Annotated in this window: 28 protein-coding genes and 5 pseudogenes; 1 reads left to right on the forward strand and 32 read right to left on the reverse strand. The window is 62.7% G+C overall.

Annotated features, from left to right (window positions below; all coding sequences use genetic code 11):
* Positions 1 to 16 precede the first annotated feature (16 nt).
* From ACQB61_RS12305 to ACQB61_RS12405, 21 genes and pseudogenes are all read right to left on the reverse strand, one after another.
* A complete protein-coding gene (locus ACQB61_RS12305; protein ID WP_430512841.1) occupies positions 17 to 382 on the reverse strand; it encodes a cytochrome c-type biogenesis protein in 366 nt (121 codons plus the stop codon).
* A gap of 5 nt (positions 383 to 387) precedes the next feature.
* On the reverse strand, positions 388 to 2,379 hold the full coding sequence (locus ACQB61_RS12310) for a heme lyase CcmF/NrfE family subunit (protein WP_430512842.1): 1,992 nt from the start codon (positions 2,377 to 2,379) through the stop codon (positions 388 to 390).
* A gap of 48 nt (positions 2,380 to 2,427) precedes the next feature.
* Positions 2,428 to 2,879: pseudogene (gene ccmE / locus ACQB61_RS12315) on the reverse strand (cytochrome c maturation protein CcmE).
* A 39-nt stretch (positions 2,880 to 2,918) separates the two neighbouring features.
* The gene (gene ccmI / locus ACQB61_RS12320; protein ID WP_430512843.1) at positions 2,919 to 4,064 is read right to left on the reverse strand and encodes a c-type cytochrome biogenesis protein CcmI; all 1,146 of its coding nucleotides are present in this window, start codon (positions 4,062 to 4,064) and stop codon (positions 2,919 to 2,921) included.
* Positions 4,065 to 4,161: 97 nt separating this feature from the next.
* Complete coding sequence (locus ACQB61_RS12325) at positions 4,162 to 4,617, reverse strand: hypothetical protein (RefSeq protein ID WP_430512844.1); 456 nt, start codon at positions 4,615 to 4,617, stop codon at positions 4,162 to 4,164.
* Positions 4,608 to 5,513, reverse strand: coding sequence for a hypothetical protein (locus ACQB61_RS12330; RefSeq protein WP_430512845.1), 906 nt, complete (start codon positions 5,511 to 5,513; stop codon positions 4,608 to 4,610). Before ACQB61_RS12330 ends, ACQB61_RS12325 begins: the two co-directional genes overlap by 10 nt.
* A 266-nt stretch (positions 5,514 to 5,779) precedes the next feature.
* Positions 5,780 to 6,235, reverse strand: a complete 456-nt coding sequence (locus tag ACQB61_RS12335) for a lipoprotein LipA (protein ID WP_430512846.1) — start codon at positions 6,233 to 6,235, stop codon at positions 5,780 to 5,782.
* Between the two features lie 301 nt (positions 6,236 to 6,536).
* A complete protein-coding gene (locus ACQB61_RS12340; RefSeq protein WP_430512847.1) occupies positions 6,537 to 7,526 on the reverse strand; it encodes an ATP-binding protein in 990 nt (329 codons plus the stop codon).
* Positions 7,493 to 7,936 carry a hypothetical protein gene (locus ACQB61_RS12345; protein ID WP_430512848.1) on the reverse strand — a complete coding sequence of 148 codons (444 nt, stop codon included), beginning with the start codon at positions 7,934 to 7,936 and terminating at the stop codon, positions 7,493 to 7,495. The genes ACQB61_RS12340 and ACQB61_RS12345 overlap by 34 nt, the downstream gene beginning before the upstream one ends.
* Positions 7,933 to 8,594 (reverse strand): annotated as a pseudogene (locus ACQB61_RS12350) (response regulator transcription factor). The gene ACQB61_RS12345 and the pseudogene ACQB61_RS12350 overlap by 4 nt, the downstream one beginning before the upstream one ends.
* 57 nt (positions 8,595 to 8,651) lie before the next feature.
* Positions 8,652 to 8,909 (reverse strand): PepSY domain-containing protein, encoded by a 258-nt coding sequence (locus ACQB61_RS12355; protein ID WP_430512849.1) that lies wholly within the window; start codon positions 8,907 to 8,909, stop codon positions 8,652 to 8,654.
* A 122-nt stretch (positions 8,910 to 9,031) separates the two neighbouring features.
* Positions 9,032 to 9,166, reverse strand: coding sequence for a hypothetical protein (locus ACQB61_RS12360; RefSeq protein WP_430512850.1), 135 nt, complete (start codon positions 9,164 to 9,166; stop codon positions 9,032 to 9,034).
* 89 nt (positions 9,167 to 9,255) lie between these two features.
* The gene (locus ACQB61_RS12365; protein ID WP_430512851.1) at positions 9,256 to 9,618 is read right to left on the reverse strand and encodes a peptidoglycan-binding domain-containing protein; all 363 of its coding nucleotides are present in this window, start codon (positions 9,616 to 9,618) and stop codon (positions 9,256 to 9,258) included.
* Positions 9,501 to 10,139, reverse strand: coding sequence for a lysozyme (locus ACQB61_RS12370; protein ID WP_430512852.1), 639 nt, complete (start codon positions 10,137 to 10,139; stop codon positions 9,501 to 9,503). Before ACQB61_RS12370 ends, ACQB61_RS12365 begins: the two co-directional genes overlap by 118 nt.
* Before the next feature lie 45 nt (positions 10,140 to 10,184).
* A complete protein-coding gene (locus ACQB61_RS12375) occupies positions 10,185 to 10,490 on the reverse strand; it encodes a hypothetical protein (protein ID WP_430512853.1) in 306 nt (101 codons plus the stop codon).
* The gene (locus ACQB61_RS12380) at positions 10,487 to 10,909 is read right to left on the reverse strand and encodes a DUF2793 domain-containing protein (RefSeq protein ID WP_430512854.1); all 423 of its coding nucleotides are present in this window, start codon (positions 10,907 to 10,909) and stop codon (positions 10,487 to 10,489) included. Before ACQB61_RS12380 ends, ACQB61_RS12375 begins: the two co-directional genes overlap by 4 nt.
* The gene (locus ACQB61_RS12385) at positions 10,902 to 11,738 is read right to left on the reverse strand and encodes a phage tail baseplate protein (RefSeq protein ID WP_430512855.1); all 837 of its coding nucleotides are present in this window, start codon (positions 11,736 to 11,738) and stop codon (positions 10,902 to 10,904) included. Before ACQB61_RS12385 ends, ACQB61_RS12380 begins: the two co-directional genes overlap by 8 nt.
* Entirely contained in the window at positions 11,660 to 14,767 is a 3,108-nt protein-coding gene (locus tag ACQB61_RS12390) for a baseplate multidomain protein megatron (protein WP_430512856.1), read from the reverse strand. The genes ACQB61_RS12385 and ACQB61_RS12390 overlap by 79 nt, the downstream gene beginning before the upstream one ends.
* On the reverse strand, positions 14,755 to 15,180 hold the full coding sequence (locus ACQB61_RS12395; RefSeq protein ID WP_430512857.1) for an NlpC/P60 family protein: 426 nt from the start codon (positions 15,178 to 15,180) through the stop codon (positions 14,755 to 14,757). The genes ACQB61_RS12390 and ACQB61_RS12395 overlap by 13 nt, the downstream gene beginning before the upstream one ends.
* A gap of 19 nt (positions 15,181 to 15,199) precedes the next feature.
* Positions 15,200 to 16,093: a DUF2163 domain-containing protein gene (locus tag ACQB61_RS12400; protein WP_430512858.1), complete on the reverse strand. Its 894-nt coding sequence runs from the start codon at positions 16,091 to 16,093 to the stop codon at positions 15,200 to 15,202.
* Between the two features lie 124 nt (positions 16,094 to 16,217).
* Positions 16,218 to 16,783: pseudogene (locus ACQB61_RS12405) on the reverse strand (phage distal tail protein, Rcc01695 family); the annotation flags it as partial.
* Positions 16,784 to 16,875: 92 nt separating this feature from the next.
* Between ACQB61_RS12405 and ACQB61_RS12410 the strand changes: the two are divergent.
* Positions 16,876 to 17,112, forward strand: coding sequence for a YdcH family protein (locus ACQB61_RS12410; protein WP_430512859.1), 237 nt, complete (start codon positions 16,876 to 16,878; stop codon positions 17,110 to 17,112).
* Positions 17,113 to 17,211: 99 nt separating this feature from the next.
* Here the strand turns inward: ACQB61_RS12410 and ACQB61_RS12415 are convergent, their stop codons facing one another.
* The 11 genes and pseudogenes from ACQB61_RS12415 to ACQB61_RS12465 all read right to left on the reverse strand — a co-directional run bounded on the left by ACQB61_RS12415 (position 17,212) and on the right by ACQB61_RS12465 (position 23,738).
* A complete protein-coding gene (locus ACQB61_RS12415; protein WP_430512860.1) occupies positions 17,212 to 17,793 on the reverse strand; it encodes a phage tail tape measure protein in 582 nt (193 codons plus the stop codon).
* Positions 17,775 to 17,999 (reverse strand): phage tail assembly chaperone, encoded by a 225-nt coding sequence (locus ACQB61_RS12420; protein ID WP_430512861.1) that lies wholly within the window; start codon positions 17,997 to 17,999, stop codon positions 17,775 to 17,777. Before ACQB61_RS12420 ends, ACQB61_RS12415 begins: the two co-directional genes overlap by 19 nt.
* Positions 18,000 to 18,019: 20 nt before the next feature.
* Positions 18,020 to 18,370 (reverse strand): gene transfer agent family protein, encoded by a 351-nt coding sequence (locus ACQB61_RS12425; protein ID WP_430512862.1) that lies wholly within the window; start codon positions 18,368 to 18,370, stop codon positions 18,020 to 18,022.
* A 14-nt stretch (positions 18,371 to 18,384) separates the two neighbouring features.
* A pseudogene (locus tag ACQB61_RS12430) lies at positions 18,385 to 18,797 on the reverse strand (phage major tail protein, TP901-1 family).
* A gap of 31 nt (positions 18,798 to 18,828) precedes the next feature.
* Positions 18,829 to 19,236, reverse strand: coding sequence for a DUF3168 domain-containing protein (locus ACQB61_RS12435; RefSeq protein ID WP_430512863.1), 408 nt, complete (start codon positions 19,234 to 19,236; stop codon positions 18,829 to 18,831).
* Positions 19,233 to 19,556, reverse strand: coding sequence for a phage head closure protein (locus tag ACQB61_RS12440; RefSeq protein WP_430512864.1), 324 nt, complete (start codon positions 19,554 to 19,556; stop codon positions 19,233 to 19,235). The genes ACQB61_RS12435 and ACQB61_RS12440 overlap by 4 nt, the downstream gene beginning before the upstream one ends.
* Positions 19,553 to 20,119 (reverse strand): head-tail connector protein, encoded by a 567-nt coding sequence (locus ACQB61_RS12445; protein ID WP_430512865.1) that lies wholly within the window; start codon positions 20,117 to 20,119, stop codon positions 19,553 to 19,555. Before ACQB61_RS12445 ends, ACQB61_RS12440 begins: the two co-directional genes overlap by 4 nt.
* Before the next feature lie 117 nt (positions 20,120 to 20,236).
* Positions 20,237 to 21,523: a phage major capsid protein gene (locus ACQB61_RS12450; RefSeq protein WP_430512866.1), complete on the reverse strand. Its 1,287-nt coding sequence runs from the start codon at positions 21,521 to 21,523 to the stop codon at positions 20,237 to 20,239.
* Between the two features lie 85 nt (positions 21,524 to 21,608).
* Positions 21,609 to 22,022, reverse strand: coding sequence for an HK97 family phage prohead protease (locus tag ACQB61_RS12455; RefSeq protein ID WP_430512867.1), 414 nt, complete (start codon positions 22,020 to 22,022; stop codon positions 21,609 to 21,611).
* 333 nt (positions 22,023 to 22,355) lie between these two features.
* Positions 22,356 to 22,562 carry a hypothetical protein gene (locus ACQB61_RS12460; protein ID WP_430512868.1) on the reverse strand — a complete coding sequence of 69 codons (207 nt, stop codon included), beginning with the start codon at positions 22,560 to 22,562 and terminating at the stop codon, positions 22,356 to 22,358.
* Positions 22,546 to 23,738 (reverse strand): annotated as a pseudogene (locus ACQB61_RS12465) (phage portal protein). Before ACQB61_RS12465 ends, ACQB61_RS12460 begins: the two are co-directional and overlap by 17 nt.
* Positions 23,739 to 23,771 lie beyond the last annotated feature (33 nt).

A 23,771-nucleotide genomic window follows, 5' to 3' on the forward strand; every position in this document is an offset into this window, starting at 1 on the left:
TGACGCCGGGATGCCATCAGAACAGCGATCCCTCCGGCAAAAAGAGCAAGGGGGCAGCGGCCCACAAAAAGATCGTATTCCAGCCAATCCTGGGCTTCAGCAGCACGAACTCACCATAGCGGGACACGAGATAGTCGATGACCGCCTCGTTGCTATCGCCCGCGACGAGACGTTCACGGACAAGCACACGCAGGTCCTTGGCGAGCGGAGCGTCGCTGTCATCAATCGACTGATTCTGACAAACCATGCAACGCAGCTGCGCAGAGAGCTCCCGCGCGCGCGCTTCTAGCGCAGGATCCTGCAGGATTTCGTCCGGTCCGATGGCGAGGGAGGCGCCGCACAGCGAAAAGACCATGAGCAGGCTTGCAAGAATTCTTCTCATCCGGCTCACTCCGCTGCCACGGGTTGCGGCTTGCTGGCCTTCGTCTTCGCAGGCTTGGGCGCACCGACACGCAAACGCCGGTCCGTCAGAGACACGGCACCGCCCAGCGCCATGACCAGCGTACCCAACCAGATCAGGGTAATCAGCGGCTTGTGATAGGCGCGCAGGTCCACACTGCCGTCCGCATGGCTTTCACCCAGAGAGATATAGAGCTGCGAGAACACGAAAGTGGCAATCGCCGCCTCGGTCGTCGGCATGCCCCGCGCGGTATAGACACGCTTCGAGGGAGCAAGCTTTGCGACCTCGTTTCCACCCGAACGCACGGTAAAGTGCCCCACCTGTGCCGTAAAGTTCGGTCCCTGCTGGGGCGCGATCCCATCAAACGTGAACTGATAGCCGGATACGTCAAACGTATCGCCAGGCTTGGCGTTACGCACCACCTCAATCTGGAAAGCAGAAGCCACGACAATGCCGAGAACGGTCATGCCAAGGCCAAAGTGCCCTAGGACAGTGCCCCAGGCGGAACGCGGCAGACCGAAGAGGCGCGGCAGGCCACGGCCAAGCCCGACCTCCAGGATGCGGCTGCGGGAAATGATCTCGGCAATCGCGCCTGCCATCACCCAAACAGCCAATCCAACGCCGATCGGGGCCAGAACACGATCCATACCCCAGAGCCAGAAGACGAACAGCATCGCAAGAACAGCCAGTCCCAGCGCCGCATAAAGCCGCTCACAGGCTGCCAGCATGTCCCCGCGCTTCCACGCCAGCAACGGCCCGAAGGGAACGGCGATCAGCAGCGGCACCATCAACGGACCAAAGGTCAGATTGAAGAATGGAGCGCCAACGGAGATCTTCTCACCGGTCAGCGCTTCAAGCGCCAACGGATAAAGCGTTCCGACAAACACCGCCGCACAGGCTGCCGTCAGGAACAGGTTGTTCAGCACCAGCGAACCTTCTCGGCTGATCGGCGAGAAAATGCCGCCCTGCTTCAGCAAAGGTGCCCGCCAGGCGTAAAGCGCCAGAGACCCGCCGATGAACACACAAAGAATGGCCAGAATGAACACACCACGTGACGGGTCGACCGCAAAGGCATGCACGCTGGTCAGAACACCCGAGCGAACGAGAAACGTCCCCAGCAGAGACAGGGAAAAGGTGAAGATCGCGAGCAGAACCGTCCAGACCTTCAGTGCCTCGCGCTTCTCCATGACGATGGCTGAATGCAGCAATGCCGTTCCCGCCAGCCAGGGCATGAAGGAAGCATTCTCGACCGGATCCCAGAACCACCAGCCACCCCAGCCGAGTTCATAATAGGCCCAATAAGAGCCCATGGAGATACCAAGCGTCAGGAACAGCCAGGCCAGCAAAGTCCAGGGGCGCACCCACCGCGCCCAGGCTGCATCGATCCGTCCGAGAATGAGTGCTGCGACTGCAAAGGCAAAGGTGATCGAGAAGCCGACATACCCCAGATAAAGCAGCGGAGGGTGGATCGCCAGGCCGATGTCCTGAAGGATGGGATTGAGATCGTTACCTTCGAACGGGGCATCCGCAATTCGCTGGAAAGGGTTCGATGTGATGAGAATGAACAGGAGGAAGGCAGACGCCACCCATGACTGAACGGCCAGTACGGTGGCTCGCAACGGCGCGGGTACATTGCCGCTGAACAACCCGACGAGTGCGCCGAACAGCGCCAGAATGAAGACCCACAGAAGCATGGAGCCTTCGTGGTTGCCCCAGACGCCCGAGATCTTGAAGATCAACGGCTTCGCGGAGTGGGAGTTTTCCCAGACATTCAGAACGGAGAAATCGGAGTTCAGATATGCCCAGGTCAGCGATGCGAAGGAAATTGCAACCAGCACAAAAATCAGGTTGGCCACAGGCGCGGCAATCGACATGAGCCGCAAGTCACCGGTCTTGGCACCCCACACGGGCACCACCGACTGCACCAGCGACATGACCAGCGCCAATACAAGCGCAAAATGGCCGGCCTCAACGATCATGCGTCCCCTACTCCCTCAGGCCAGTCCAGGCACCAGCCCGGCCAGCGGTTAATTGCTCTTCTGTTCTTCTTCGCCCTTCCAGACGCCCTGCTGCTTCAGCGCATCAGCGACTTCCTTCGGAACGTAATTCTCGTCATGCTTGGCCAGGACATTGTCTGCCTTGAACACTCCATCAGGGCCGATCATGCCTTCAGTCACAACACCCTGCCCCTCACGGAACAGGTCCGGCAAAATGCCCGTATAAGCCACCTGGACGGTGTTAGACGTATCCGTCACCCGGAACAGCACTTCAGCGTTGGCACGGCGTTCGACGGAACCTTCCTCGACCAGCCCCCCAGCCGGATACGCTGACCGGGCGCGATCTGCTTGGTCATCACATCCGTCGGTGTCTGGAAAAAGACGATCTGGTCGCTCAGCGCATAAAGGATCAATCCGGCAGCAGCGGCCAGCACCACTCCGGCTCCACCAATCAGCGTAAGGCGGCGCTGTTTTCTGGTCATTCCCTTGTCCGCTCCCTCACGGTTCCTTTGCGACGGTTCTTAGCGTGCGAGCCCGAGTTCCTTCTCAAGCTCGTCGAAACGGGCCAGCGCAGACTGGTCTGCGCCCATTGCCTGCCTTGCCTTGCCAAGTGTTTCTTGAGCGGCTTCCTTTGCCCCTAGGATAATCTGTGAACGGAGAAGCCTCTCCCACTCCTCAACGGAGCCACCGCTTCTGTCTAACCTCTCCTGCAAGCCGTCTACCATGCTTTGGATCATGGACTGACGATCTTCTGCGCTCATTTCGCTGGCAGCCTTCACGTCGTCTGCCGTGGGACCAGACATGGCCGCTGGCGGAACTTGGCCCTGGACCGCAGCCAGTTCCTGCCGCGCAACAGGCACCCAGGGCTCGTTCTCGTCTGCTCCCGCAAGCAATTGCATCCAGGCCTTCACAGCCTCATCCTTTCTGCCTTCCTGGCCATAGGCCATCGCCAGGAAGAACCGTGGCTTCACAGCATCAGGAGACAAGGCGACGGCCCGTTCAAATGCAGCTTTGGCATCCGCAGTCACAACGCCGCGGGCGGCAACTACAAGCGCCTCACCAAGACCAGACTCGAGCTCCTCACGGCTGCCATTCAGGCGAATTGCGTTACCGAACGCCCTTGCAGAATCCTCTGGCCGGCCCAGTGAGAGGTATACAGGTGCAAGCACTTCCCATCCGCGACCATCTGAAGGATTTTGCGCCAGATGCTGTTCGACGCGAGCAACCATCTGGTTCACCGGAAGGGTCTCAACAGGCGTATTCAAACGGGCAGAAAGAGGCTGATCCGGATAGGATGGCGAACCAGCCGCCATGTAGATGCCAAGCGCTGCCGCAGGCACAGCCAGAATCGCCAGGACCATGACGATCTTTTCACGGCTGCCCCCGTAGCTCCCCGGAACATCCTGCCGGCCAGCAGACAGGCCACCATCCCGGCGCAGGGCGATCAGACGGCGCGCAATTTCGATGCGCGCTGCCTTGGCCCCAGTCTCGTCAATCACACCGCGCGCAAGATCCTTGTCCAGCTCGTCCAGCTGGGCCTTGTAAACGGCTTCTGCCGCTGCAGCGTCACCGGCAGCAAGGCCCGTAACTGCGCTGCGCCTGAGCGGCACAAGAATGGAAAGCGCCGCTGCCGCGGTCAGAAGAGCGAAAAAGATCCAGAGTGTCATGCCGCCATATAGATCGTTACACACCCGGTCTGGCAACAAAAGAGTGTGTGACCTTGGGTCGCGGTGAAAACACGGATCTGGAAAGCAAGCAGGTTTTTCAGGCTGCTGCAGACATCGCGCTCTGCCGGCTTCGCCTCAAAAGGGCGGCATACTCATGACCAAAACAAATTTCGCAAAGCTGTATGGCAGCCTCTGCGGCAGACGCCACTGCGTCGCGGTTTGGTCCTTTGGCCTTTCCCAGATCGGAAATCAACGACCGGGAAATGATCTCCAATGTCTGCTCGACAGACTGGCGCGCCCGTTTTCCTGCTTCATTTACCGCTAGGACCTCTGCAGCGCTGCGACTCAGGTCCAGCACTCTCAAAGTGCGGACGGCAGCATCGAGGGCTGCTTCATCAGCGCGGCACTCACCATCAGCATCAGGTTTGGGCACCTGCAGAGCACGGCGAACCGTTCCGGCAGCACCGGCCAGTTCATCAGAAACAGCAGCCGAGATACTCCGGCGGGTTTCTGCGATCCGGGCGCGCCACTGCTCCGCTCCGGTCAGATCCATGTCCCGCTCCACCCCTTGACCATGGCCGCATATGCCGACAGAGCTCCGGCGAAGCCAACAGGATCGGGATTGTTCTTGCGGTGGTCATGGGCCAGTAAATGCAGCCGCTCTACCTCCGAAATCACGATTGAAGCAAAAGGCGCATAGCGGGTCTTCGTCAGCCACCTTGCGCCACGCACCTTCGCCAGCCGCTCCGCAAAGGGTCCGAGCGACCAGGGAGCTTCTGCCCGGTCAAGCATGGCAGCCGCGATCACCGGAACATCTTCAGGATGACGCGTGGCATATGCGGAAACCAGATCCAGAATGTTCCCATCCTGTTTCAAGGCCCGTTCGCTCAGCGTGTCAGGAATGCGCCGGAGAAAGGCTCTCAGCCAAGGCTCAGCCCGGAAGACTTTCGCCACATCAGCAAGATCCTGCAAGGCGCGTTCGCCGCCCAGCATCATCTTCAGCCGGCGCTCCTCGCGTTCTGAGGCCGTGCAGGTCTCGAGAATGCCTGCCAACGCCTCTCCCGCCTTCTTGCGCAAGACCGCAGCGACGCGGTGAACCCGCTCTTTATCGCCGGGGCGTTTCTCCAGAAAATCAACTGCCCTCGAGATGTCGTCCGCGAGGACATCTCGCTCCATCCAGCCCCAGAATTCACCCAGATATGGGCGATAGATCCGGCCCGCCTGCTTATGGGGAAGCTGTTCATCTATGGCAAAGGCATCGAGCGGCGCGAAAAAGCTCCGTTCCAGTTTCTGGCGCCAATTGAGGCCGGAGTGGAGGCTTGATGTATCATCCGCAGGCTCCTCGCCGGAAGATTGCCCAGACAAAAGCGCCAGCGCCGCTGCTAGAATAAGCTCTGCGTGCGGCTCGTTCTGTCCAAGTGCCTGCGTCCTCTCCAGGCTCCTGGCCAAGATGGTAACAGCTCCCGGAGACAGCTCTCCGAGATAGGATTCTATCTTCTTTTTGAGAAGATCCTGATCGGTCATGATACGCAGAACTTTGATCAACCGGATAAGACTGACGATAAACCTAGCACTTCAGGGCTTAAACGTTCCTTTCCAGCGGGTTGATCCCGCTATTAAAATCTTAAGCGTCTGCGTGTTCGAGCGGTTGCAGACAAACAAAAAAACCCGCCGGAAACCGGCGGGTCAAACCATGAGCAAGGATCAGATCAGGCTCAGCCAATCGGGCGCCACAATCCCTTTTCATCTGTGCAGGCCGTAGCACGCGCCACAACAGGAACAGGGTTTCCCTTGGATGTCACCTGATGGGTAAACTCCCGGCACTCAGTGTCGTTCACCTGATATCTGGGCCCCGGACGAACTTCGCCCTGACGGCCGGTCCGCGGATTGTCCCAGCGCACAGCGCCGCCTGCACCTGGGGTCGCAAGCGCCTGCTTCTGCGCTTCTGCGGCCACGCGCCGGTCACTCGATTCAAGCACAAGACCTGGCGTGCCCTCCAGCAGCTTGTTAATAGCTGCATTGGCTTCGGCCTCGGCGATCGACTTCTCGGAACGGCCAAAAGCCGACCCCCACAGATCCACGCCGCCGGAGCTGCTGTCACTGCCGAGCGAGCCGCAAGCCGAAAGGCCTGCAGACAAGAGTACAATCAACCCACTTTTGCTCAACCGCATCTCGCACTCCATCAACCAGCCTCTACGGCCGGTTCGCGCGTTCTCAAGCGCGACAACGCAAGAATGGTAACAAGGTTCCCATACTGCGCCCGTTATCCTTAAAATTTCCCAAATTTATGGCCGAATCACGCCATCTTGATGAAACATTAGGGATGTTGCAGCGCACTCATAGTGATGTAGGTCACAGGCTGCCAGGCGTCCAGTAAAGCTGCATTACCCAACCTTACAGAGAAGCGCATACTGACCTTGCACAGCACGGGCAGATCTAGGTTGAGATATTTTAGCCTCGAAAGGCCTGGCATCAGACGGCGGGCAGCAGCAGGCGTGCTTTCAATCCGCCGAGTTCAGAAGACGACAGCTCGAAACGCCCCCCATAAAGCCCCGCCAGATCCGCAACGATGGAAAGCCCTAGCCCGGTGCCGGGAACGCTTTCGTCCAGCCGCTTGCCGCGTTTCACGGCTTCCTTGCGTTGCTCCTCGGTAAGGCCTGGACCGTCATCCTCGACGATGATTTCGATGAATTGCCGGCCTGGCGTTCCGGTGTCAGTCAGCCGCGATGTCAGCCGCACCTCATACCTTGCCCATTTGCAGGCATTGTCCAGGAGGTTCCCGGCCATTTCCTCGAGATCTTGCTGCTCGCCCCGAAAGCGCATCCCGACAGCGCAGTCGGCGGAGATATCCAGCCCCTTGGCATCATGGATGCGCTCCATCACGCGGGCCAGTTTTGTCAGAATCGGTTCGGCCGGAGTTGCCACACCGATCACCCGCCGTTGGGCAGCCATCCGAGCCCGCTCAAGATGATGGTCAACCTGCGTGCGCATGATGCCAGCCTGTTCGGTCATCTTCTCCGCAAAAGCCCCGCCCTGTGCCCGCGCTTCATTGGAGATCACGCTCAGCGGCGTCTTCAGGGCATGGGCCAGATTGCCCACATGCGTGCGGGCGCGCTCCACCACTTCCCGATTTGAGACGATCAGCGCATTCAGTTCTGCCGCAAGCGGCGCAAGCTCCGAGGGCAGATCCTCCTCCACACGCTCCACATCGCCCTGACGAACCGCCGCCAGCGACGCCTGCAGCCGCTTCAGTGGGACAAGTCCATAGCGGACCTGAAGGAACACGGCAGCCACCAAGCCCAGGCCAAAGACGAACAGCGTCAAAGCCACCTGCCCGGCAAAGGCCCTCACGTCCTGCCGCAGCCCGGCAGTGCGCCCGGCCACCGCAATGAGATAGCTTTTACCGCCGAAGGAGATGATCCGCTGCGTCACCCGCAATTCATCGTTGCCTGGGCCTGCCATGGCGGCGCTGCCGCTGCGCTCCCCTCGCCAAGCGCCGGGAGACTCAGCGGATCTCCGAGCAGTGAGGGCGAGGCGAAGACCCGCTCGCCACTAGCCTGATCCGTCACCGTCCAGTACCAGCCGGAAAGCGGCAGGGAGAAGCGAGGCTCTCCCAGGTTGTCCGGCCTGTTCAGCGGCTCTCCAGCAACAGCAGGCGCCATCGCGCCAATGATGCTCTTCTGGTAAACCTCAAGCTGGCTGTCAAAGCCGCGCTCGACCGCATCGCGATAAAGGCCAACCAGAATCAAGCCTGCGATGACAAGCGCCGCCGTCGACCAGAGCGAGGCGGCCAGCACCAGCCTTGTTGCCAGAGACCTACGCCGCGGCAGCCCTGCAGCCTCAATCTGCGACACGTGGTCCGCCCCGGTCACACCGGCTCTCCAATCCGGTAGCCAAGCCCGCGGATGGTTTCGATATAGTCCCCGCCCAGCTTCTTGCGCAGGCGTCCGACAAAACTTCGATCGTATTGGAATCCCGGTCAAAGTCCTGATCGTAGAGATGCTCCACAAGTTCTGTCCGGGAAATCACCTTGCCCTTGTGGTGCAGGAGATAGGCCAGAAGACGGTATTCCAGCGAAGTCAGCTTCACCGGACTGCCGCCCACAGTAACCCGGCTGGTGCGCAAATCTGCACGCAGGTCACCGCACTCGATTTCATTGGAGGCAAGGCCAGCAGCCCGGCGTACAAGCGCCCGCACCCGCGCCAGCACCTCTTCCATATGGAATGGCTTGGCCACGTAATCATCTGCGCCAGCGTCAATGCCAGCCACCTTGTCAGACCACCGGTCGCGGGCGGTCAGAATCAGAACAGGCATCGTGCGTTTGTTGCGGCGCCATTTTTCCAGCACCGAGAGCCCATCGAGAACAGGAAGACCGAGATCCAGCACCACCGCGTCATAGGGCTCTGTGTCGCCCAGATAGTGCCCCTCCTCGCCGTCATAGGCGCGGTCCACAACATAGCCCGCTTCGGTCAGTGCCTCGGCAAGCTGGCGGTTCAGGTCCTTGTCGTCTTCAACAATCAGGAGGCGCATGTGTTTTCCCGGCTGGATCTGTCTACGCTCACATTTAGGCGAGTCTACGCCCAGTGCCTACCGGCTGGCATCGACGACGACTGTCGTCACCTGTCCATTGGCCAGCACGGAGAGCCGGTAGACATAGCGCCCGCCCTCGACACAAAGCTGCGCCTTGACGATTTCGCCGCCCACGGAGCCTGCGACAGCACCCAGCGGCTGAGCCTGCCCGCTTGAGACAGCCTGCTGAGCCTCGCCCTGTGACAGGCAATTGGCGGCTGCCGGGACAAGTCCGGCAAGAAGAAAGAGAATGGCGGCGGCAAAGGCTCTGGTCACGGGACTGTTCCTGCTTCGGTTCGGGCCGGAAGTATCCCTTTTGTAACTGCCCTTGCCTGAATGGCAAATGAACGGGGCTGACAGTCTCCCGCCAGTCCCGCACATCTTTTCAGAACTCCCGCTTACTTGCGCCAGGCGGCAGGTTCCGTGGTCACGTGCCGCAGAAGGATGTTGATGATGCCGATCACCATGACGGCAAACGGCGCCCAGCCATCCGGCAGGACCTTGCTCCAATCGATCAGATCCAACTGATCCATGATCCCGCCCCCAGACTGGCAAGACCAACTGCACCATTGAAGGCAAATGTCTTCCAACCATTCATATGCCCGTCCCTCCGCTTCAGGTTTCAGGAAATGAACTGGCGGGCAAACAGCCGGATACGGCCCCGGTTTGCCCAAACCAGATAGATCACGAAGGCAAGGCCAGCCAGCGCCAGCCCCCAGCCGAGAACTTCCATCCAGGTGTCACCATTCGAGACGGAGACACACGCACCCGTCGCACCGCTGATCAGCGTTCCTGCAACGCCTCTTTGCTTTCCAACGGCGCGCTCCAATTCGGAGATCGTGGCAGGGCCCAGCTTGCCGTCGAGCCTCAGCGGAGGGTGCTCGATCTGGAATGCCAGCACCGCCGCCCGTGTGAGCGGTCCTTCGATTCCGTCGGCAGGGCCAGGCTTGAAGCCAAGCCGTGCCAGCATCTGCTGGCCCCGCATGACTTCAGGGTCAGGCTCAGGCAGAGGATTGTGGCCGTTGAAGCCATAGTCGCCCCCTGAAGAAGCTGGGCTTCCTCAGTTCTGCGCCGGACAAGCCCCGGCAGAATGCGCCCTCCTGCCCGGATCCCGGTCATGGCCAGCAGCCGTGCAGCCTCGGCCACGTTTCCAGCCGCCAGCGCCGCCGCCCAACGCCAGGTAAGGCACTGTTCCCCAAGATTGTAGACAGCAGAAACAACCGCATCGAACTGGTTCTGCGGCAGCTTGCCGAAACGGCGCAGCACAGCAACGCCATACTCATGATCCGCCAGAGTCTTCAGCACGGTATTGGCCTCTGCCCGGTCGATCATGTCTCCCGCCTTGAGATCCTTGCGCCCCCGCTTCGCCCACCAGTCACGGAACAGCCGGGACGCCAGGGTGAAGCCGTAGCCGATTGTCGGCACCCCCGCCGGATCCCTGTAGGCCCGCGAGGAAAAGCCCTCGTGCCGGGCAATAAAGGCAAGCCCTTCAGGACTGACATTCATGATCATCACTCCCTCGACAACACTTGAACTCCTGGCCTTGCGCCTTCACGCTTCAGGCACGCCCGCCACCAGGCACTGAACTGCCACGCGGACTGCACCGCCCGTAAAGTTCCCGCCATTGGCCGACAGCCGCACGCTGGTGGGTGCATAAAAGGCGGTCGGGCCAATCACCCCCGCATTCTGCGCGCCGGCGCTGATGCCCAGAGACCCGCCAAACTTCGACCTTTCGGAAGAAAGTCCGCAGTCGTAGGACGCTGCACCTGTGACTGTTGTGAGTGTCCGGCAGGAGACGGCGAAGACCACTGCCCGATCCGGAATCAGCCCCTCAGCCTCGACATAGGCACCGCTCATCCCTGAGCACGTCGCCTCCAGGACGGAGAAGCCAGCCGTCGCCCCGCCGCTGCTTCGCGCCAGCACCATCTGCGGACCGAGAAGTGCGGCATAGTCCCGCCAGCCCCTCCGGAGAAAACCAGCAGCCTGCCTTCGGATACGAGAAAGGCCAGCAGCCCCTCAAAGCCCGGATAGAACACCCAGGCCCCGCCGCTGTAATGCGCCGCCTTTTTCTCATGCCCGGCAAAAGCGCCCCATGCGCCAGTGGCGACGAGAAAGGTATCGCCCTCTCCAGCAGCCGCAGGCGGCGCCTGCCGCTCCTCGATCAACCGCAGATGCGCCAGCGCATCCAGCCGCGCCAGCGCCTCGTTGTGGGTCACGTGTTTCTGCGCCTGCGCCGCCGCAATCAGCGGTAGACCCAGCCTAGCTGTCTCAGACATTCAACACCTCTTTCAGGAATGCGCCCGGTCCTGCCTCGGGCGAAATCTGGCAAACCCGGACAGCCAGTCTGGCAACCGGCCCGCCGAAATCGGCAGCTTCATCAGATGCCGGATAGATCACGCTGGGGGTGCCGCTGGTCAGCGATCGCAAGACACTCCCGCCAGAGGCAGACAGAATGTCCACACGGTATGCTTCCGCCGTCTCGCCCAGTGGCACCTCGGCAAGATCCCAGGAGTCACCGCCCTTTCGGGTCCGCCGGATCCATGACAGGCGAATGCCCCCGCTCTCCCGCGATGCTCTCAGGTGCACGGGAGCAAGCGGCTGTGCCGCCCGGCCGTTCGCCGCAAAGGCCAGATCCCTGCGGGCCACCGTATCCAGAGCCGCACCAGCGGGCAGGATGCGATAAATCAGCTCCCGCCCGACCAGATCCGCATCCAGCGGCAGAGCCCTGTGGGAGCCATCCAGCAAAACCATAGCTGCCCCGGCTTCAGCTCCAGCGGCCGCTTCAGTCTCGCTGCCCTTCTGCCCGCGCAGCAACCCCGTCAGACGGTACCTCCGGGGGCCCGTCAGCTCCGCATGGCGGAACTGCAACAGCTCATATCCACCCGTCCGGCTCAGAACAGCCAGCGCATTGGCACCAGAGAGCACTGCTTCTACGCTGCGGCTTTGCAGCACCCCGCCGTGAATCTCCACCTCACAGATGGAAGCCTCATCCCATCGCCAAACAGGGCCCGGTGACAGATCTGCCATCAGCGTGCCTGTGGTGGCTGGCCGCTCCAGTCGCGCCGCTTCCTCGAAGCTGTCCCCCGCCCGGCTGCGCAGAACCACGAGCTCCCTGGCCAGGGCCGAGCAAAAGCCGCAAGCACCGGCGAGAAAGCACCATCCTCGTCCTGCAGAAGCGGCAGGTTCATCATCACCACATGCGGCGGCCCCGCTTCCGTGTCCTGCCAGACAGATGCCCAGCTCTGTGGCGTGCGGGCCACCGCCAGAACCGGCGCGCTGCGTACCGCCTCGACCTTTCGTGTTTGCGCAGTCTCGATCCGCTCGATCCGCAGACGCAGCGCAGGCGAAAACACTTGGTCCGGTGTTTCGGCAATCTCCACCAGATCGCCCAACTCAAATCTGGCCTCTGTTGGCGGCAGGGAGAATTCCACCCGCTCCCGCTCCGCCCAAACCCGCTGCAGCCGGGCATCCGCCGCCTGCATCAGCACAACAGGATTGGCGGTAACAGCCAGATCCTGCGAACTCACCATCCGGCTTCCACCTTCCAGACGGCGGCTGGCCACCACCTGCCGGCGGAAATCCTGCTGCGGGTCTTCACCTGACAGCCGTATCTCGCTCGTCAGCTCGGCATTCTGCGCCCGCACCCGGCTCAGCAGCGGCTGGTCTTCCGCCTCTTCAGCCAGCAGATTTCCTTCCAGCGCATGCACTCGGCCTGCTCCGGCAACGGCAAAGCGCAGCCTGTCCCCCAGATCCAGCGCCTGCCCACCAAAGGCCTGCAGAAGCGGTTCGATGGCATCTCGCAATGAAACAGGCCCCGCGAGCGTCATCCCCTCGACAACTGCGGCCGGTCCCAGTACTTCGCAGGCCTCACTATTGATGCCGAAGTCCTCCAGCATCTGCCGGATCAGCCCGGCAATAGTCACCGAGCCGAGCCGCCCGTTCAGCCAGTGCCCGACCTCCCAGTTGCCCCCGTCCGACCAGACATCCCCATAAACTGGAAAGGCTGGAAAAGGCCGCGCGTCGTAGGTCCACAGATGCAGATTGGCCTCATCCACCATTCGCCCGCCATAGACAGGCGAGACCGGATTATCCCCTCGCGCCAGCCCCGGATGACTGCCGCCCCAGTAGCTCAGCACCGCCTCCAGCCCCATGCGCTGCATGGCGTCATCGCGGGTGCCGCTGGAAAAGTACGGCGGCGTGGATTCCGACGATTTCGGATCGACAAACACATTCGGCTGGTTCGCCCCCCGGTCAATTGCCGGAATGCCCAGTTCGGTGAACCAGATGGGCTTGGACCTGGGCACCCAGGCCGTCGCAACAGCCTGTTCCACTCCGCCCACCCGCTCCACATGCGGGTTTTCCCACCATCCCCGGATATCCTTGGCTCGGTAGACGAATGGTTTGCCATAGGCCCCATCGGTGATCGGCGTGCGCTGTCCAGACCGCCGCTCCGCATCCGACCGGTAATACCAGTCGAAATACTCCCCGCCCGCCACTCCTGCCCGCAAGGCTTCAAGGTCGTAGGGCGCCTCCCCATCTTCGCCCTTCAGGTCCGACAGCGGCAGGTAATTGTCGATACCAACAAAATCCACCGCCGGATCGGCCCAAAGCGGATCAAGCGGAAAACGCAGCTCCCCTTTCTGCGGCTGATGCGCGCCATACTCGGACCAGTCCGCCGCATAGGAGATCTTCGTTCCGGCCCTCAGCACAGACCGCAAGTCTGCCGCCAGCCCCTTCAAGGCTGTCACGAAGGGGTAGTTGCCTCCTCCAGCGCTTGCCCTTGTTAGCCCGCGCATTTCCGATCCGGTCAGGAAGGCATCAACACCGCCCGCAGCTTCTGCCAGATACGCAAGATGCAGGATGAAACGCCGGTAGCCCCAGTCTTCTGCATTGCCGCTGAAGCCAATCGCCTCCCCGCTCACACTGAAATGGGTCGGCATCGCGCTTCCCATGAAGGCCGCAATATCTGCTGAGACACTCTCCGAGGGTACGATCCGCCCCCGCCAGGGATAGACCGGCTGAGAGGCGGCGCCCTCAGGCGCAGGCAAGCTGTTGCCAGCCGGAATATCCATGAGGATGAAGGGATAGAGCAGCACTCTCAGCCCCCGCGCCTTCAGGTCGCGGATGGCTGCGATCGCGCTGGCATCACAAGGCGTCCCGCCAAAAGCCGGCCTGCCGTCAATCTGAGAAACAGGCTGCGCGCTCTCCCGGGACAAAGGCCCCACATGCCAGGTCATGCCGGAGGTGTTGCGGCTGGCCGTCTCAACCTTTGGCCGGATGGAGCATTGTCCAGCCCTCAAGTCACTGCCGAACCAGGCCACAACGAGGGCCACACTCTCAAGTGCCGGACACAGCGCCTGCAATTCATCCAGCGCCGCATGCCAGTCGCTGGCAGCAATCGGCGTGTGCCGGTTCACAACAACTGTCGTGCCGGGCGAAGGCTCATCCGTCACCTTGATAGGGGAATAAACAAACTCACCGGCTCCGGGGATCAGCGTCACCGCCTTCACCATTGGCTCCAGCCGCTCCACCACCCGTACCACCTCGAAGGACAGCTGCGGCAAACGGTTGCCAAAGCCCTCCAACGGCAGCCGCTCAAACACCACATAGGCCGTTCCGCGATAGGCCGGGGCTGCGCCCTGCACTGCCATGATCAACGGATCGGGACCTTGTGTCCGCGTGCCCGTATAGATGCGGTGATTGATGCCGGTGAGATCCAGCAGCTTGCCATCCGCCCACACGCGCCCGATCCGTGCCACCGGCCCCTCACACAGGGCCACAGCAAAATTGCCGTAATAGCTGTAGCTGCGCACTGTCGTGCTCGAGCCGCCGCCCGCTTTCCCGCCCGCGCTCTCTTCGCTGACTTCTTCCTCGAAACGTGTCGCCCAAATCACCTGACCGGCCAGACGCACCCGGCCGTAGATCAGTGGCAAAGAGGCTCCCTCAGCGGAGGACTGGACCGACAGGTCAGCCAGCCGTCCGGACTCCACTGTCCGGCTGTCACCGAATAGGGAGTTGTCGATCAGGCTCCCGGCGACAGCGCCTGCCGCCCGGCCCAGAATGCCGCCAATGGCTCCAACTCCGGCCATGTTGCCAAGAGCCTGACCGGCCGCTGCAAGGATCAGGGTTGCCATGGCAGAACTCCAGGAAAGGAAAACACATGCGAGATGCGCCGCGACCACGCAGGCACCAGCGGGCTCTCGATTACACCCGCCCGCTCATAGGCATGGATCAGTCCGCCTGTTTCACTCAGCAGACCTGCATGCTTCACCGGAGCGCCGTCGCGCCAGCGGAACAGCACCACATCTCCCGGCGTGCCGGCCCCTGCAACGGGCACCAGCCAGGTCTCGGCCGCTCTCAGAAGGCTCTCCACCGCGCTGCCTGCCTCTGCCCATTGCGGCGAGTAGGCAGGCAGCGGCACAGGCTCCGGCCCAAGGAACACGCGCCACAGTCCACGGATCAGGCCGAGACAGTCGCATCCCACGCCCCTCAGCGAGGCCTGATGCCGGTAGGGCGTGCCGATCCAGCTGCGAGCTTCGGCCAGCAACTCTAGCCGTGAGATCCCGTCAGGAAACAATCGCCCCTCCATTGTTCTGGCCGGAATTGCGGTTCGGGTAGGACAGGACAAAATCCGTCCCCGGCATATGCGGAAAGCCCTGAAAGTTCAGCGCGTTGATGAACTTCGCCTGACAGGTGGCAAAGCGCTTGTCACAGCCAGCCGTCACTGCAATGCTGGTCCCGGCCGCCAGCATCTGCGGTGCCGCCAGCCACAAAACCAGCTCTGCCCCCTCATCTGTCCGGTCGTGCCGGGCCACCTCGCAAGCAAAGCCGGACAAGGCCCCGCTGGTCACCACCAGCCGCCCGCCGTCGAACCATCCGCTAGTGTAGGAATGAAGTCCTGAGACCCGCAGCCGCCGCGCGTCATGCGAGACAGCAACTGTTCCCGTCCCCTGGAAGGTGGCAGCGGACAGATCCACCCCACAGCGCGCATCCCCCAGATCCGCATCGCATTGGCCGGAGAACACCCGTCCCCGCCGCGCCTCCAGCGCCTGCGAAAGACCGCGCAGCTCCGCCCTGAACACCAACCCAGCCCGTGTCACCTCGCCAATCGTGGCCCGCCGCTCCAGCAACACCTGCGGCGGGTCCGCCCAGTTGACGAGATAGGCCCGCACTGCGGCGCCATCCCACAATCCCGCCTCCAGTTCGGCGTCGCTGAGGCCCTCGCTCGTCAGGCTGCCGCTCACTTCACCGCCGCCCACGGCCAGTCCCGGTCCTTCCGTCACCGCGCTGCGCTCCAGTCCATTGGCCGGGTGGCACATCACGCCCTGCACCGTAAGTGCCCGGTCGTGGTCGGTGAAGCCAAGCGTCACTCCATCACTCCGCGTCACAAGCCAGCAGGCGCAAAGTGTCGTGATCCGGCCCGCCAGATGGGCGGCCAGAGCCTCGTCAATTGTTTTCATGGAAGATTTTCCTGCTTGGTCCGGCGCGGACGACCTGCCCGCCTTGCGGCAAAAATTCCTAGAGCCGGATTTCCACCAACGGAATGGCCGGCGCCTCACCCGCCTCAAAGTGGGTCAGGCTGAAATCCAGCGTATCGGTGTCAAACCGCACGGGTACGTCAAAGAGGATCCCGCCCGTACCCTTGCACCGTTTGCAGGCGCGGCAGTGAGCACGACCTCGCCCGTCCCGGCATCAAGACTGAACGCCGCCGGACCGAGCGCAGCACCTTCCACACTGACATGCAGGCTCCCGGCAACAGGCAGTACGATACGCCGCGTATAGGAAAGATTGCCTGTCCCGTAGGTCTTCACCAGCGCAAACCGGGTCCGCGATCCATCCCCTTGCCCCAACAGGCAATCTCCTGCTCCGGGTGCACCGCCAGTCTGGGCAGAACTGTTATCAAAGGGATCTCGGAACCGGAACCCGTAAAGCCGCCCCCTCGCACGCTCGAAGAGCCCGGCCACCGCCCGCAAGTCCATCAGCGACCGCACCCCCGAGCCCGCATCATATCGTCTGCGGCTGTCGGCCCATCTTGCATTGCGCGCCTCCTGACCGCTCGCCAATTGCACCACCTCGGTCCGGCGCTCAGGTCCACCTCTTGCACCAAAGGCCACCGGCAATGGAAAGCTCTCGTCCAGAAATCCAGCCACGGCATGCTCCCCAGTGTTCTTGCGTTTTTTGATCTTGCTCAAGGACTGCAGTCAGGCATGCAGCCATGGTCAACCCATCAAGGAGGACCTGCATGAGTCACGTTGCACACGAGCTTCACGAAGAATTCCCGCAGGCGGCTGAGGCGCTTCATGCCCTGAAGCTGTCCAATGCCCATTTCGCCAAGCTCGCGGACGAGTATCACGACGTGAATCGCGAGATTCACCGCATCGAAACAGGCCTCGCGCCCGCGTCCGATGAAGCCACGGAAGACCTCAAGAAGAAGCGCCTTCACCTGAAGGACCAGATCGCGGCCATACTGGCTGCCTGAAATTTGGAAATGCAGGCATTGGCCGGTCCGGTACCTCACCTGACCGGCCAATGCTTCCCGGGAACACCGGCCATTGAGCCCCTCCTCTTCAAGCCGGTGTTAGAGCCCGCGCCGTCCCCGTCCGACGGCGCGGGCCACCATTGCCGAGACCTGCGCCTCTGACCTTCGGAAGCTTGGCGCATCCGGCGTGGTCACGTTCACGACCACTGTTCCACCGCCATTGCCAGCAGGCCCAGCCACCCCCAGCCGCCCGTCAGCGCCGCGCCGTAGGGGCAAAATGGCCTCCGCTCCCGCCTCCCCCATCAGCCCCAGCCCGCTGCCATGGCCGAAAAAGGTCGGTGAGGACACCACACCTCCGTCGGCAAACAGCGATACTCCGGAGCTGAATAATCCGGACACACCGCCTGCCACGCTTGAAGCAGCAGACCCAAGCAGGCCGCTCACCGCATTGCCTGCCAGGCTTGTCAGTGGTGCCAGCGCATTGGAAAGCGCCCGCGACGAGAGGCTCAGCACCATCGACTTCATCACGCTATCCAGCGACTTGCCGCTGGCCACCGCCGTTCGAAGCCCCGCATTCAACACTCGTGAAAAGTCACCCGCGGTTCTCTGCATGTCTTGCATCTGCTGCGCCATGCGGTCGAGATCTGAGCTCCCCGCGCCAATCAGGCTGTCGTCTGCCATCCAGTTCCTCCTTCATCGGGAAAACGCTGCATCAGCGCTTCAAGACCCCGGCGGTTGAGGCTGCCCGCGCCCCGGCGAAGGCCCAGCGCAAAGGCCAGTTCAAGCGGCGTCGCGGCCCAGGTTTCAGCCGGGCTCCAGCCGAGGCGTCCCATGGCGGCATGAAGCACCGCCTCCCATGGAAACGCCCCGGCCCCGGCCGGCGGCATCTTTTGCCCCGTGCCGCCTCTCAAGGGCGCGCGATGCCCATGGCTGCCTCCGCTGTCTCATCGGCGGCACCAAAGGTGATCCGCAGCAAATCCGCTGCAATGGCTGCAAATCCGGCCACACCACCGGGCGCCCGCATCATCGCCACCTGCTCATCAGACACGCTGTTGCCCGCACCGCGCAGACCAGCTCCCAGCACCCGGATGATGTCCCGTGCCGCCAGCCGTCCACTGGCGAAGCGCTCCACCAGCCCCTGCAGATCCTCGCAGGCAAAGGCCGCCTCCAGCTCCGCCAGCGCACCCAGTGTTAGCACGAGCGTCCATTCCCGCCCGTCGAGCATGGCGCTGATTTCGCCTCTCAGCCGGTTCGTCATCGCCGCCAATCCTCTCAAAGTGCCGCAAAGGCCAGTTCACCAGCCGACTCAAGCGCGATCTCATAGGTCACCTCCCCGTCGTGCTGTCCGGAATATTCCAGCGCCGTAATCTGGAATGGGCCCTGCAATGTCCCGAAATCCGGGATCACCACCTGAAAGGCCCGGATCTCACCGCTAAAAACAGCGCCCGCGCTGTCTCGTCTGCAGTCGCATCCCGGAAAAGCCCTGAGCCCGAAATGCTGGCACTGCGGGTGCCAGCCCCCGCCAGCAATTCGCGCCAGCGCCCGGCGCTATCCGCATTGGTGATGTCCACCGTTGCTGCATTGAGCGCGATCTTGCGGGCCCGAAGCCCAGCCAGGGTCACAAAGGAATTGCCGCTGCCCGTGCCGAGCTTCAGCAAAAGGTCACGTCCACGTTGCGCTGCCATTGCGCGCTCCTTGCCGTTGAAGGTGTTACCGTCAGTCTTCCGGACCTGTCACAGCGCGCAGCCGCAGGGCCGCTCGCCAGCTCCGTCCGTCTCTCAGCCGCTCACTGGAGGTCTCCACCGCCCGCAGATCAGCCAGGTGCCAACCGCTCAAGCTGAGGCTGGAACCGAAAAGCGCCGCCGCCGCTGCCATCACGCCTTTCACCGCCTCGTCGCGGCTGTCCGCACGGGAGTAAAGCGCCAGCACCACCTGATGCTCCATGCCATCGTCGGGCTCGCCTGCCAGCGGCCGGGATGTGATGCCTTCAAGTGTCATATAGGGATGGGCTGCACTGCGCGGCGCCCCGTCATGGACGTGCCCGGCACCGAGTATCAGCGTCAGGTCAGCATCGCCGGAAAGCCGGGCAATCAGCGCATCGCGCAAGGCCATCTCGCTGGTCATGCCTCTTCCTCCTCGCACAGGCATAGCGTCCAGCGCCGCCGCCCGTCAGGGTCCGCCGCCGCCAGCACCCGGTAGCTCTTCGCCTCGTCCGCAATGCGCCATCCCCCGCCAATGTCCTCCCTGTGGCGCAAGCGGATCTCATGCGTCGCCACACCGTCAGCACGCGCATCGCTTGCCCGCTCTGTCTGCCTGCGCAGCCGCACCGCGGCGTGGTCTGCACCAATGTCCTCAAAGCTTGTCTGCACAGCGCCACCGGCATCTACCGTCCGCCCAGGCTTCCACAGCCGCACCAGACAGCGCAGATCCCCTGCGCCGCTCACAACAGCACCAGACGGTATGTGGAGAGCAGCCGGTCCAGCGCCTGTGGCATGCTGCCGTTGCCAAATTCGACGGAGGCTTCCCGGTTGTCGTGCCAGTGCGCCGCCAACAGCAGGATTGCCTGCCGCAGAGGCTCAGGCACCGAAGAACCATCAGCCCCATAGCCGGCGATGAACTCGATCTGGATCCCATTCACCGGCTCAACAGGCCCCATTCCCGGAGCAGCCCTGAGGCTCCCCGGTTCGGAGCCACGGTAAAACCGCCAGGCACTGGCAGGCAAAGGCTGCGGCATCCCGTCGCCGTCCATCAGGCTCACCGACAAGACATCCTGCACCGGTCCCACCGGCAGACGCACGGCCCGCCCGGCCGGCCAGGCATCCAGCATCAGACGCAGCGTCTGCGTGATCAGTGCCCGCCGCGTCAGGCCTTCTACGTGCTGGCGCGCCGCCTTGATGTAATGCTCCAGCAGGGCATCTTCCTGCGTGTGAACAAGGCGCACCTGCGCCCGCAATTCAGCCACGCTCACCGGCTCCACAGCAGGCGGGCCCGTCACCACATGGGTCATCTCGTCCTCGGAAAAATAGCGCTGTCCGCCAGGCGGACAGGAAAAGGGCGGGCAAGAAAAAGGGCCGCCCCAGTCTGCCGGGACGGCCCATTCTCATCTCATCAGTTCAGCCAGCCCTCAGGCGGAGAACACCAGCAGCTTGATCGCCGCAAAGTCCTGCACGCCACCGCCAACGCGCTTGGTCGTGTAGAACAGGACGTAAGGCTTAGCAGAATAGGGATCGCGCAAAATGCGTACGCCAGTCCGGTCGACCACCAGATAGCCGCGGCGGAAATCACCAAAGGCAATCGCCGCCGCTCCCGTGGCAATATCCGGCATCGCCTCGGCCTCGCTGACGGGGAAGTTCAGCAATGTTGCCGGCGCATCTGCGCTCGCAGGCGGCTGCCAGAGGTAATTGCCCTCACCATCCTTCATCTTGCGCACGGCCGCCTGCGTCCTGCGGTTCATGACAAAGCGCCCGTTCTGGCGGTAGCCGCTCTTCAGCGCATAAACGAGGTCGATCAGCTTGTCCCCCGGGCTGCTGGCTGCGAAACCACCATTGACACCGGTGTTAAGCGTTCCGAGCGAGCCCCACGCCCAGCCACTGTCCGCAAGACGCGGCACCGAGAGAAACCCAACCGGCTTGTTCACCCCGTCGCCATTGATGAAGGCCGCGCCCTCCTGTTCGGCGAAGGCGGTCTCCACCTCCTCGGCAAGCCACTCGTCTACGTTCACCGCCGCATCCTCCAGCAGCGAAGCAGTGGCCGCCGGCATGGCATAGAGCTCCATTGCCGGGAAGGTCAGCTCAGCCAGCGTAGGAGCTGCCGTCTGCGGCCGTGCCGAAGTCTCTCCCACCCAGCCGGTCTGCGGGCCGGAGATGGCGAAGGGCTTCTTGAAGATGCTCGACGAAACCTGCCGGATGCCCGCAATTGCCCGGATCGGCGAAACCGCAGCGAGGCGGCTCAGGATGCCTGCTTCCGTCTCTTCCGGCACAAGATACCCGCCGTCGGGATCAGAACCGATGGACATGGCTTTCACCTCCAGCGGCCGCAATCCCTCTTCACGGCCAGAGCGCATGTAGCTCTCAAAGGCCGCCTTATGCTCCAGCACCTGTGTGCTGCCTTCAAAGCTCTTGTGGCTCAACTCTGGACGGCGGCTCTTCAGCGACAGCTCGTCAAGGCGGCGGCGGGTGGCATCCAGCGCCGTATCCAGCCGGTCCAGCCTCTCCAGCGTCAGCACGTCGGCCGAGCCACGCCGCTCGATATCGGAAAGCCGCTCCTCATTGGCCTCACGGTAAGCCGCAAAGGCCGCATACATCTCGTTCAGTGGATGCTCGCCGGAGACGGACGGAGCAGCGCCCGCCTTGGTCTCGTAGGGCGGCGCGCTCTTGGTCTCAAGGCCGTGATCCACCGTCATGCCGTTCATCTCGCAATCCATCATGCGTCTCCAGTTGCAAAAGAGGACGGAGACGGCACGGGCTTCAGCCGCGCCGCATCCAGCAGCGGAAAGGTCACCAGCGACACTTCCCAAAGATCGATCTCGGCAAGCCGCCGCAGCGCACCCCCGCCATCTTCTGGGCCTTGATCGCCCGGAACCCGATGGAGAGGCCATCCAGCGCCCCCGCAGTGATCAGCAGAGCGGCCTCCCGCCCAAGCTCCAGTCCGGTCAGCAACCGCCCGGCCACATAAAGGCCCAGCTGGTCCTCCTCGATCCGGTCCCAGATGCCGATGGGGCGCGAGGGGTCGTGCTGCCACAGCATGCGGACGCCGGATGCTCCCCGGCGGCCCAGCGCGCTGCGGAAGGCGCCTTTGGCCACCACATCGCCGCCGCCATCACTCAGGTTGAACAGGCTGGCATAGCCCGCGATCCGCAAGGCAGGATCACCGGCAGAAGCTGCGGCCAGGCGCTTGGCGCCTGCCGTCATGACGCCCTCCCTTGCCCGGTCCGCTCACCAGCACCGCCCAGTTGCGCCAGACGGCAGACAAACGCTGCAAAAACAAAGCGATGGCAGCGGTTCGCCACGTGTTTGGGCAAGCTCGAGCCCTCGCGGCGGGCACCCGGCGCCCGCCCTCGCAAAAATCTCAGCAATGTCATGAGGTTCTTTCCTCTTTTGTCCGGCCTGATTCCAGACGAGGGATTTCTGACGCCACGTCAGAAACTTCACATTCTGAATCCGGACTGCCGCGTCAGCCACATTCACCTGACGTCAGAGTGCAGCCCGATCCGTGAGTCATTCCAACGCTCTGCCTGCATCGCTTCAACCCGCATCACGATCGTTGAAGATCTGATTCAGGCGGTCGATCTCATCCACGAAGTCACCGAAGCGCCGGTTACAGGCTGTCAGCTCCTTCAGCAGCGCAACGGCCAGCGCCGAAGCGGAGGCGGCCCACAGGAACAGCGCCAGATGGGCAAGGTCCCCCGTTCGATCACCGCCTGAGTCACACCGCTCATGCCCCAGCCTCATCGCCTTCCGTACCATAGCCAACAGCCTGCCGCTTCTCGTCCCGGCTCAGGAAGTCCGCCTCCCCTACTCGCCGCCAGAGCGCCTCACGCTCGGCGGAAAGAGCCTCAATGGCATCCAAATCCGGCTCCAGTTTCAGTCCTTCGCCAAAGGCAGGCGCCAGCCAGGCAGAAAGGCTCAGCGCCGTTCTGCGCACCATTGGCAGCACGCTCTGCCGCCAGAAGGCCCGGTTGGCTTCCTGATAGTTGGCGAAGGTGTTGTCGCCCGGAATGCCGATCAGCATCGGCGGCACCCCGAAGGCCAGCGCAATCTCACGTGCCGCCTCGCGCTTGGCCTCGATGAAATCCATGTCTTTCGGCGTCAGCCCCATGGGCCGCCAGTCGAGCCCCCTTCCAGAAGCAGCGGACGCCCAGCATTGCGCGCGCCCTGATAGCCCGCCTCGAGCTCCGCCTTCAGCCTGTCAAACTGGTCTGCCGAGAGGTTCACTCCCTCCCCCGCGCCATAAACCAGCGCACCGGAAGGCCGCGCTGCATTGTCCAGAAGCGCCTTGTTCCAGCCAGATGCCGCATTGTGAATGTCGAGGCTCACCTGCGCTGCCTCGATGGGGGCAAAGCCATAGTGGTCAGACAACGGGTGGAACAGCTTCAGCTGCCGCACCTGGGCCGGCTCTCCCGCGCCTCCGCTATCGCCGGACAACCGCACCGTCTTTGCCCCGCTGCTGTAGTCAAAAGCCGCCGGCCAGCCATCCGCCCCTGGCACCACCTTCACCCGGTCAGGCCGCAGTGCATGCAACTCACGGGGGCTCCCGTCCAGCGGCACCTGTTCCATATAGGCATTGCCCGCCGTCAGCAGATGGCCATAAACCTGCTCAAGAAAATCAGGGCCGCTCTGCCCGGGATTGGGCCGCGCCAGCAACTCCAGCAGCGGGTGGCGCACAAGCTCCTCGTCCCTTTCGAATAGCAGCAGCGGCACGCTCGCCGCTGCCTCGCTCACCATTCGGATCACCCGGTAGACAACCGGGTTCCGGCAATAGCCCTCGCGTGACAGAGCCCCATAGTCACGAGGGCTCCAGACAGGCCGCCCTGCTGTCTGCCAGGCGATCACCGGCGCCGCTCTTGAAGCTTTCTCCTCAACAGCAGGCGCCTTGCGAAATGAGTCCAGAAGCCATCGCAAGTTCATGATTTCAGACTCTTTTTGCGCCGTCTTCACGTG

This window comes from Pannonibacter phragmitetus, from assembly GCF_050510895.1.
GTDB classification, from domain to species: Bacteria; Pseudomonadota; Alphaproteobacteria; order Rhizobiales; family Stappiaceae; genus Pannonibacter; species Pannonibacter phragmitetus_B.

Bases quoted from the DNA above. Each gene is read 5' to 3' on its own strand.
- ACQB61_RS12305 (WP_430512841.1), bottom strand. From the start codon at position 382: ATGAGAAGAATTCTTGCAAGCCTGCTCATGGTCTTTTCGCTGTGCGGC.
- ACQB61_RS12310 (WP_430512842.1), bottom strand. From the start codon at position 2,379: ATGATCGTTGAGGCCGGCCATTTTGCGCTTGTATTGGCGCTGGTCATG.
- ccmI (WP_430512843.1), bottom strand. From the start codon at position 4,064: ATGACACTCTGGATCTTTTTCGCTCTTCTGACCGCGGCAGCGGCGCTT.
- ACQB61_RS12325 (WP_430512844.1), bottom strand. From the start codon at position 4,617: ATGGATCTGACCGGAGCGGAGCAGTGGCGCGCCCGGATCGCAGAAACC.
- ACQB61_RS12335 (WP_430512846.1), bottom strand. From the start codon at position 6,235: ATGCGGTTGAGCAAAAGTGGGTTGATTGTACTCTTGTCTGCAGGCCTT.
- ACQB61_RS12340 (WP_430512847.1), bottom strand. From the start codon at position 7,526: ATGGCAGGCCCAGGCAACGATGAATTGCGGGTGACGCAGCGGATCATC.
- ACQB61_RS12360 (WP_430512850.1), bottom strand. From the start codon at position 9,166: ATGGATCAGTTGGATCTGATCGATTGGAGCAAGGTCCTGCCGGATGGC.
- ACQB61_RS12365 (WP_430512851.1), bottom strand. From the start codon at position 9,618: ATGCGGGGCCAGCAGATGCTGGCACGGCTTGGCTTCAAGCCTGGCCCT.
- ACQB61_RS12370 (WP_430512852.1), bottom strand. From the start codon at position 10,139: ATGAATGTCAGTCCTGAAGGGCTTGCCTTTATTGCCCGGCACGAGGGC.
- ACQB61_RS12375 (WP_430512853.1), bottom strand. From the start codon at position 10,490: ATGAGCGGTGCCTATGTCGAGGCTGAGGGGCTGATTCCGGATCGGGCA.
- ACQB61_RS12380 (WP_430512854.1), bottom strand. From the start codon at position 10,909: ATGTCTGAGACAGCTAGGCTGGGTCTACCGCTGATTGCGGCGGCGCAG.
- ACQB61_RS12390 (WP_430512856.1), bottom strand. From the start codon at position 14,767: ATGGCAACCCTGATCCTTGCAGCGGCCGGTCAGGCTCTTGGCAACATG.
- ACQB61_RS12400 (WP_430512858.1), bottom strand. From the start codon at position 16,093: ATGAAAACAATTGACGAGGCTCTGGCCGCCCATCTGGCGGGCCGGATC.
- ACQB61_RS12410 (WP_430512859.1), top strand. From the start codon at position 16,876: ATGAGTCACGTTGCACACGAGCTTCACGAAGAATTCCCGCAGGCGGCT.
- ACQB61_RS12415 (WP_430512860.1), bottom strand. From the start codon at position 17,793: ATGGCAGACGACAGCCTGATTGGCGCGGGGAGCTCAGATCTCGACCGC.
- ACQB61_RS12420 (WP_430512861.1), bottom strand. From the start codon at position 17,999: ATGCCGCCGGCCGGGGCCGGGGCGTTTCCATGGGAGGCGGTGCTTCAT.
- ACQB61_RS12425 (WP_430512862.1), bottom strand. From the start codon at position 18,370: ATGACGAACCGGCTGAGAGGCGAAATCAGCGCCATGCTCGACGGGCGG.
- ACQB61_RS12435 (WP_430512863.1), bottom strand. From the start codon at position 19,236: ATGACCAGCGAGATGGCCTTGCGCGATGCGCTGATTGCCCGGCTTTCC.
- ACQB61_RS12445 (WP_430512865.1), bottom strand. From the start codon at position 20,119: ATGACCCATGTGGTGACGGGCCCGCCTGCTGTGGAGCCGGTGAGCGTG.
- ACQB61_RS12450 (WP_430512866.1), bottom strand. From the start codon at position 21,523: ATGAACGGCATGACGGTGGATCACGGCCTTGAGACCAAGAGCGCGCCG.
- ACQB61_RS12455 (WP_430512867.1), bottom strand. From the start codon at position 22,022: ATGACGGCAGGCGCCAAGCGCCTGGCCGCAGCTTCTGCCGGTGATCCT.
- ACQB61_RS12460 (WP_430512868.1), bottom strand. From the start codon at position 22,562: ATGAGGCTGGGGCATGAGCGGTGTGACTCAGGCGGTGATCGAACGGGG.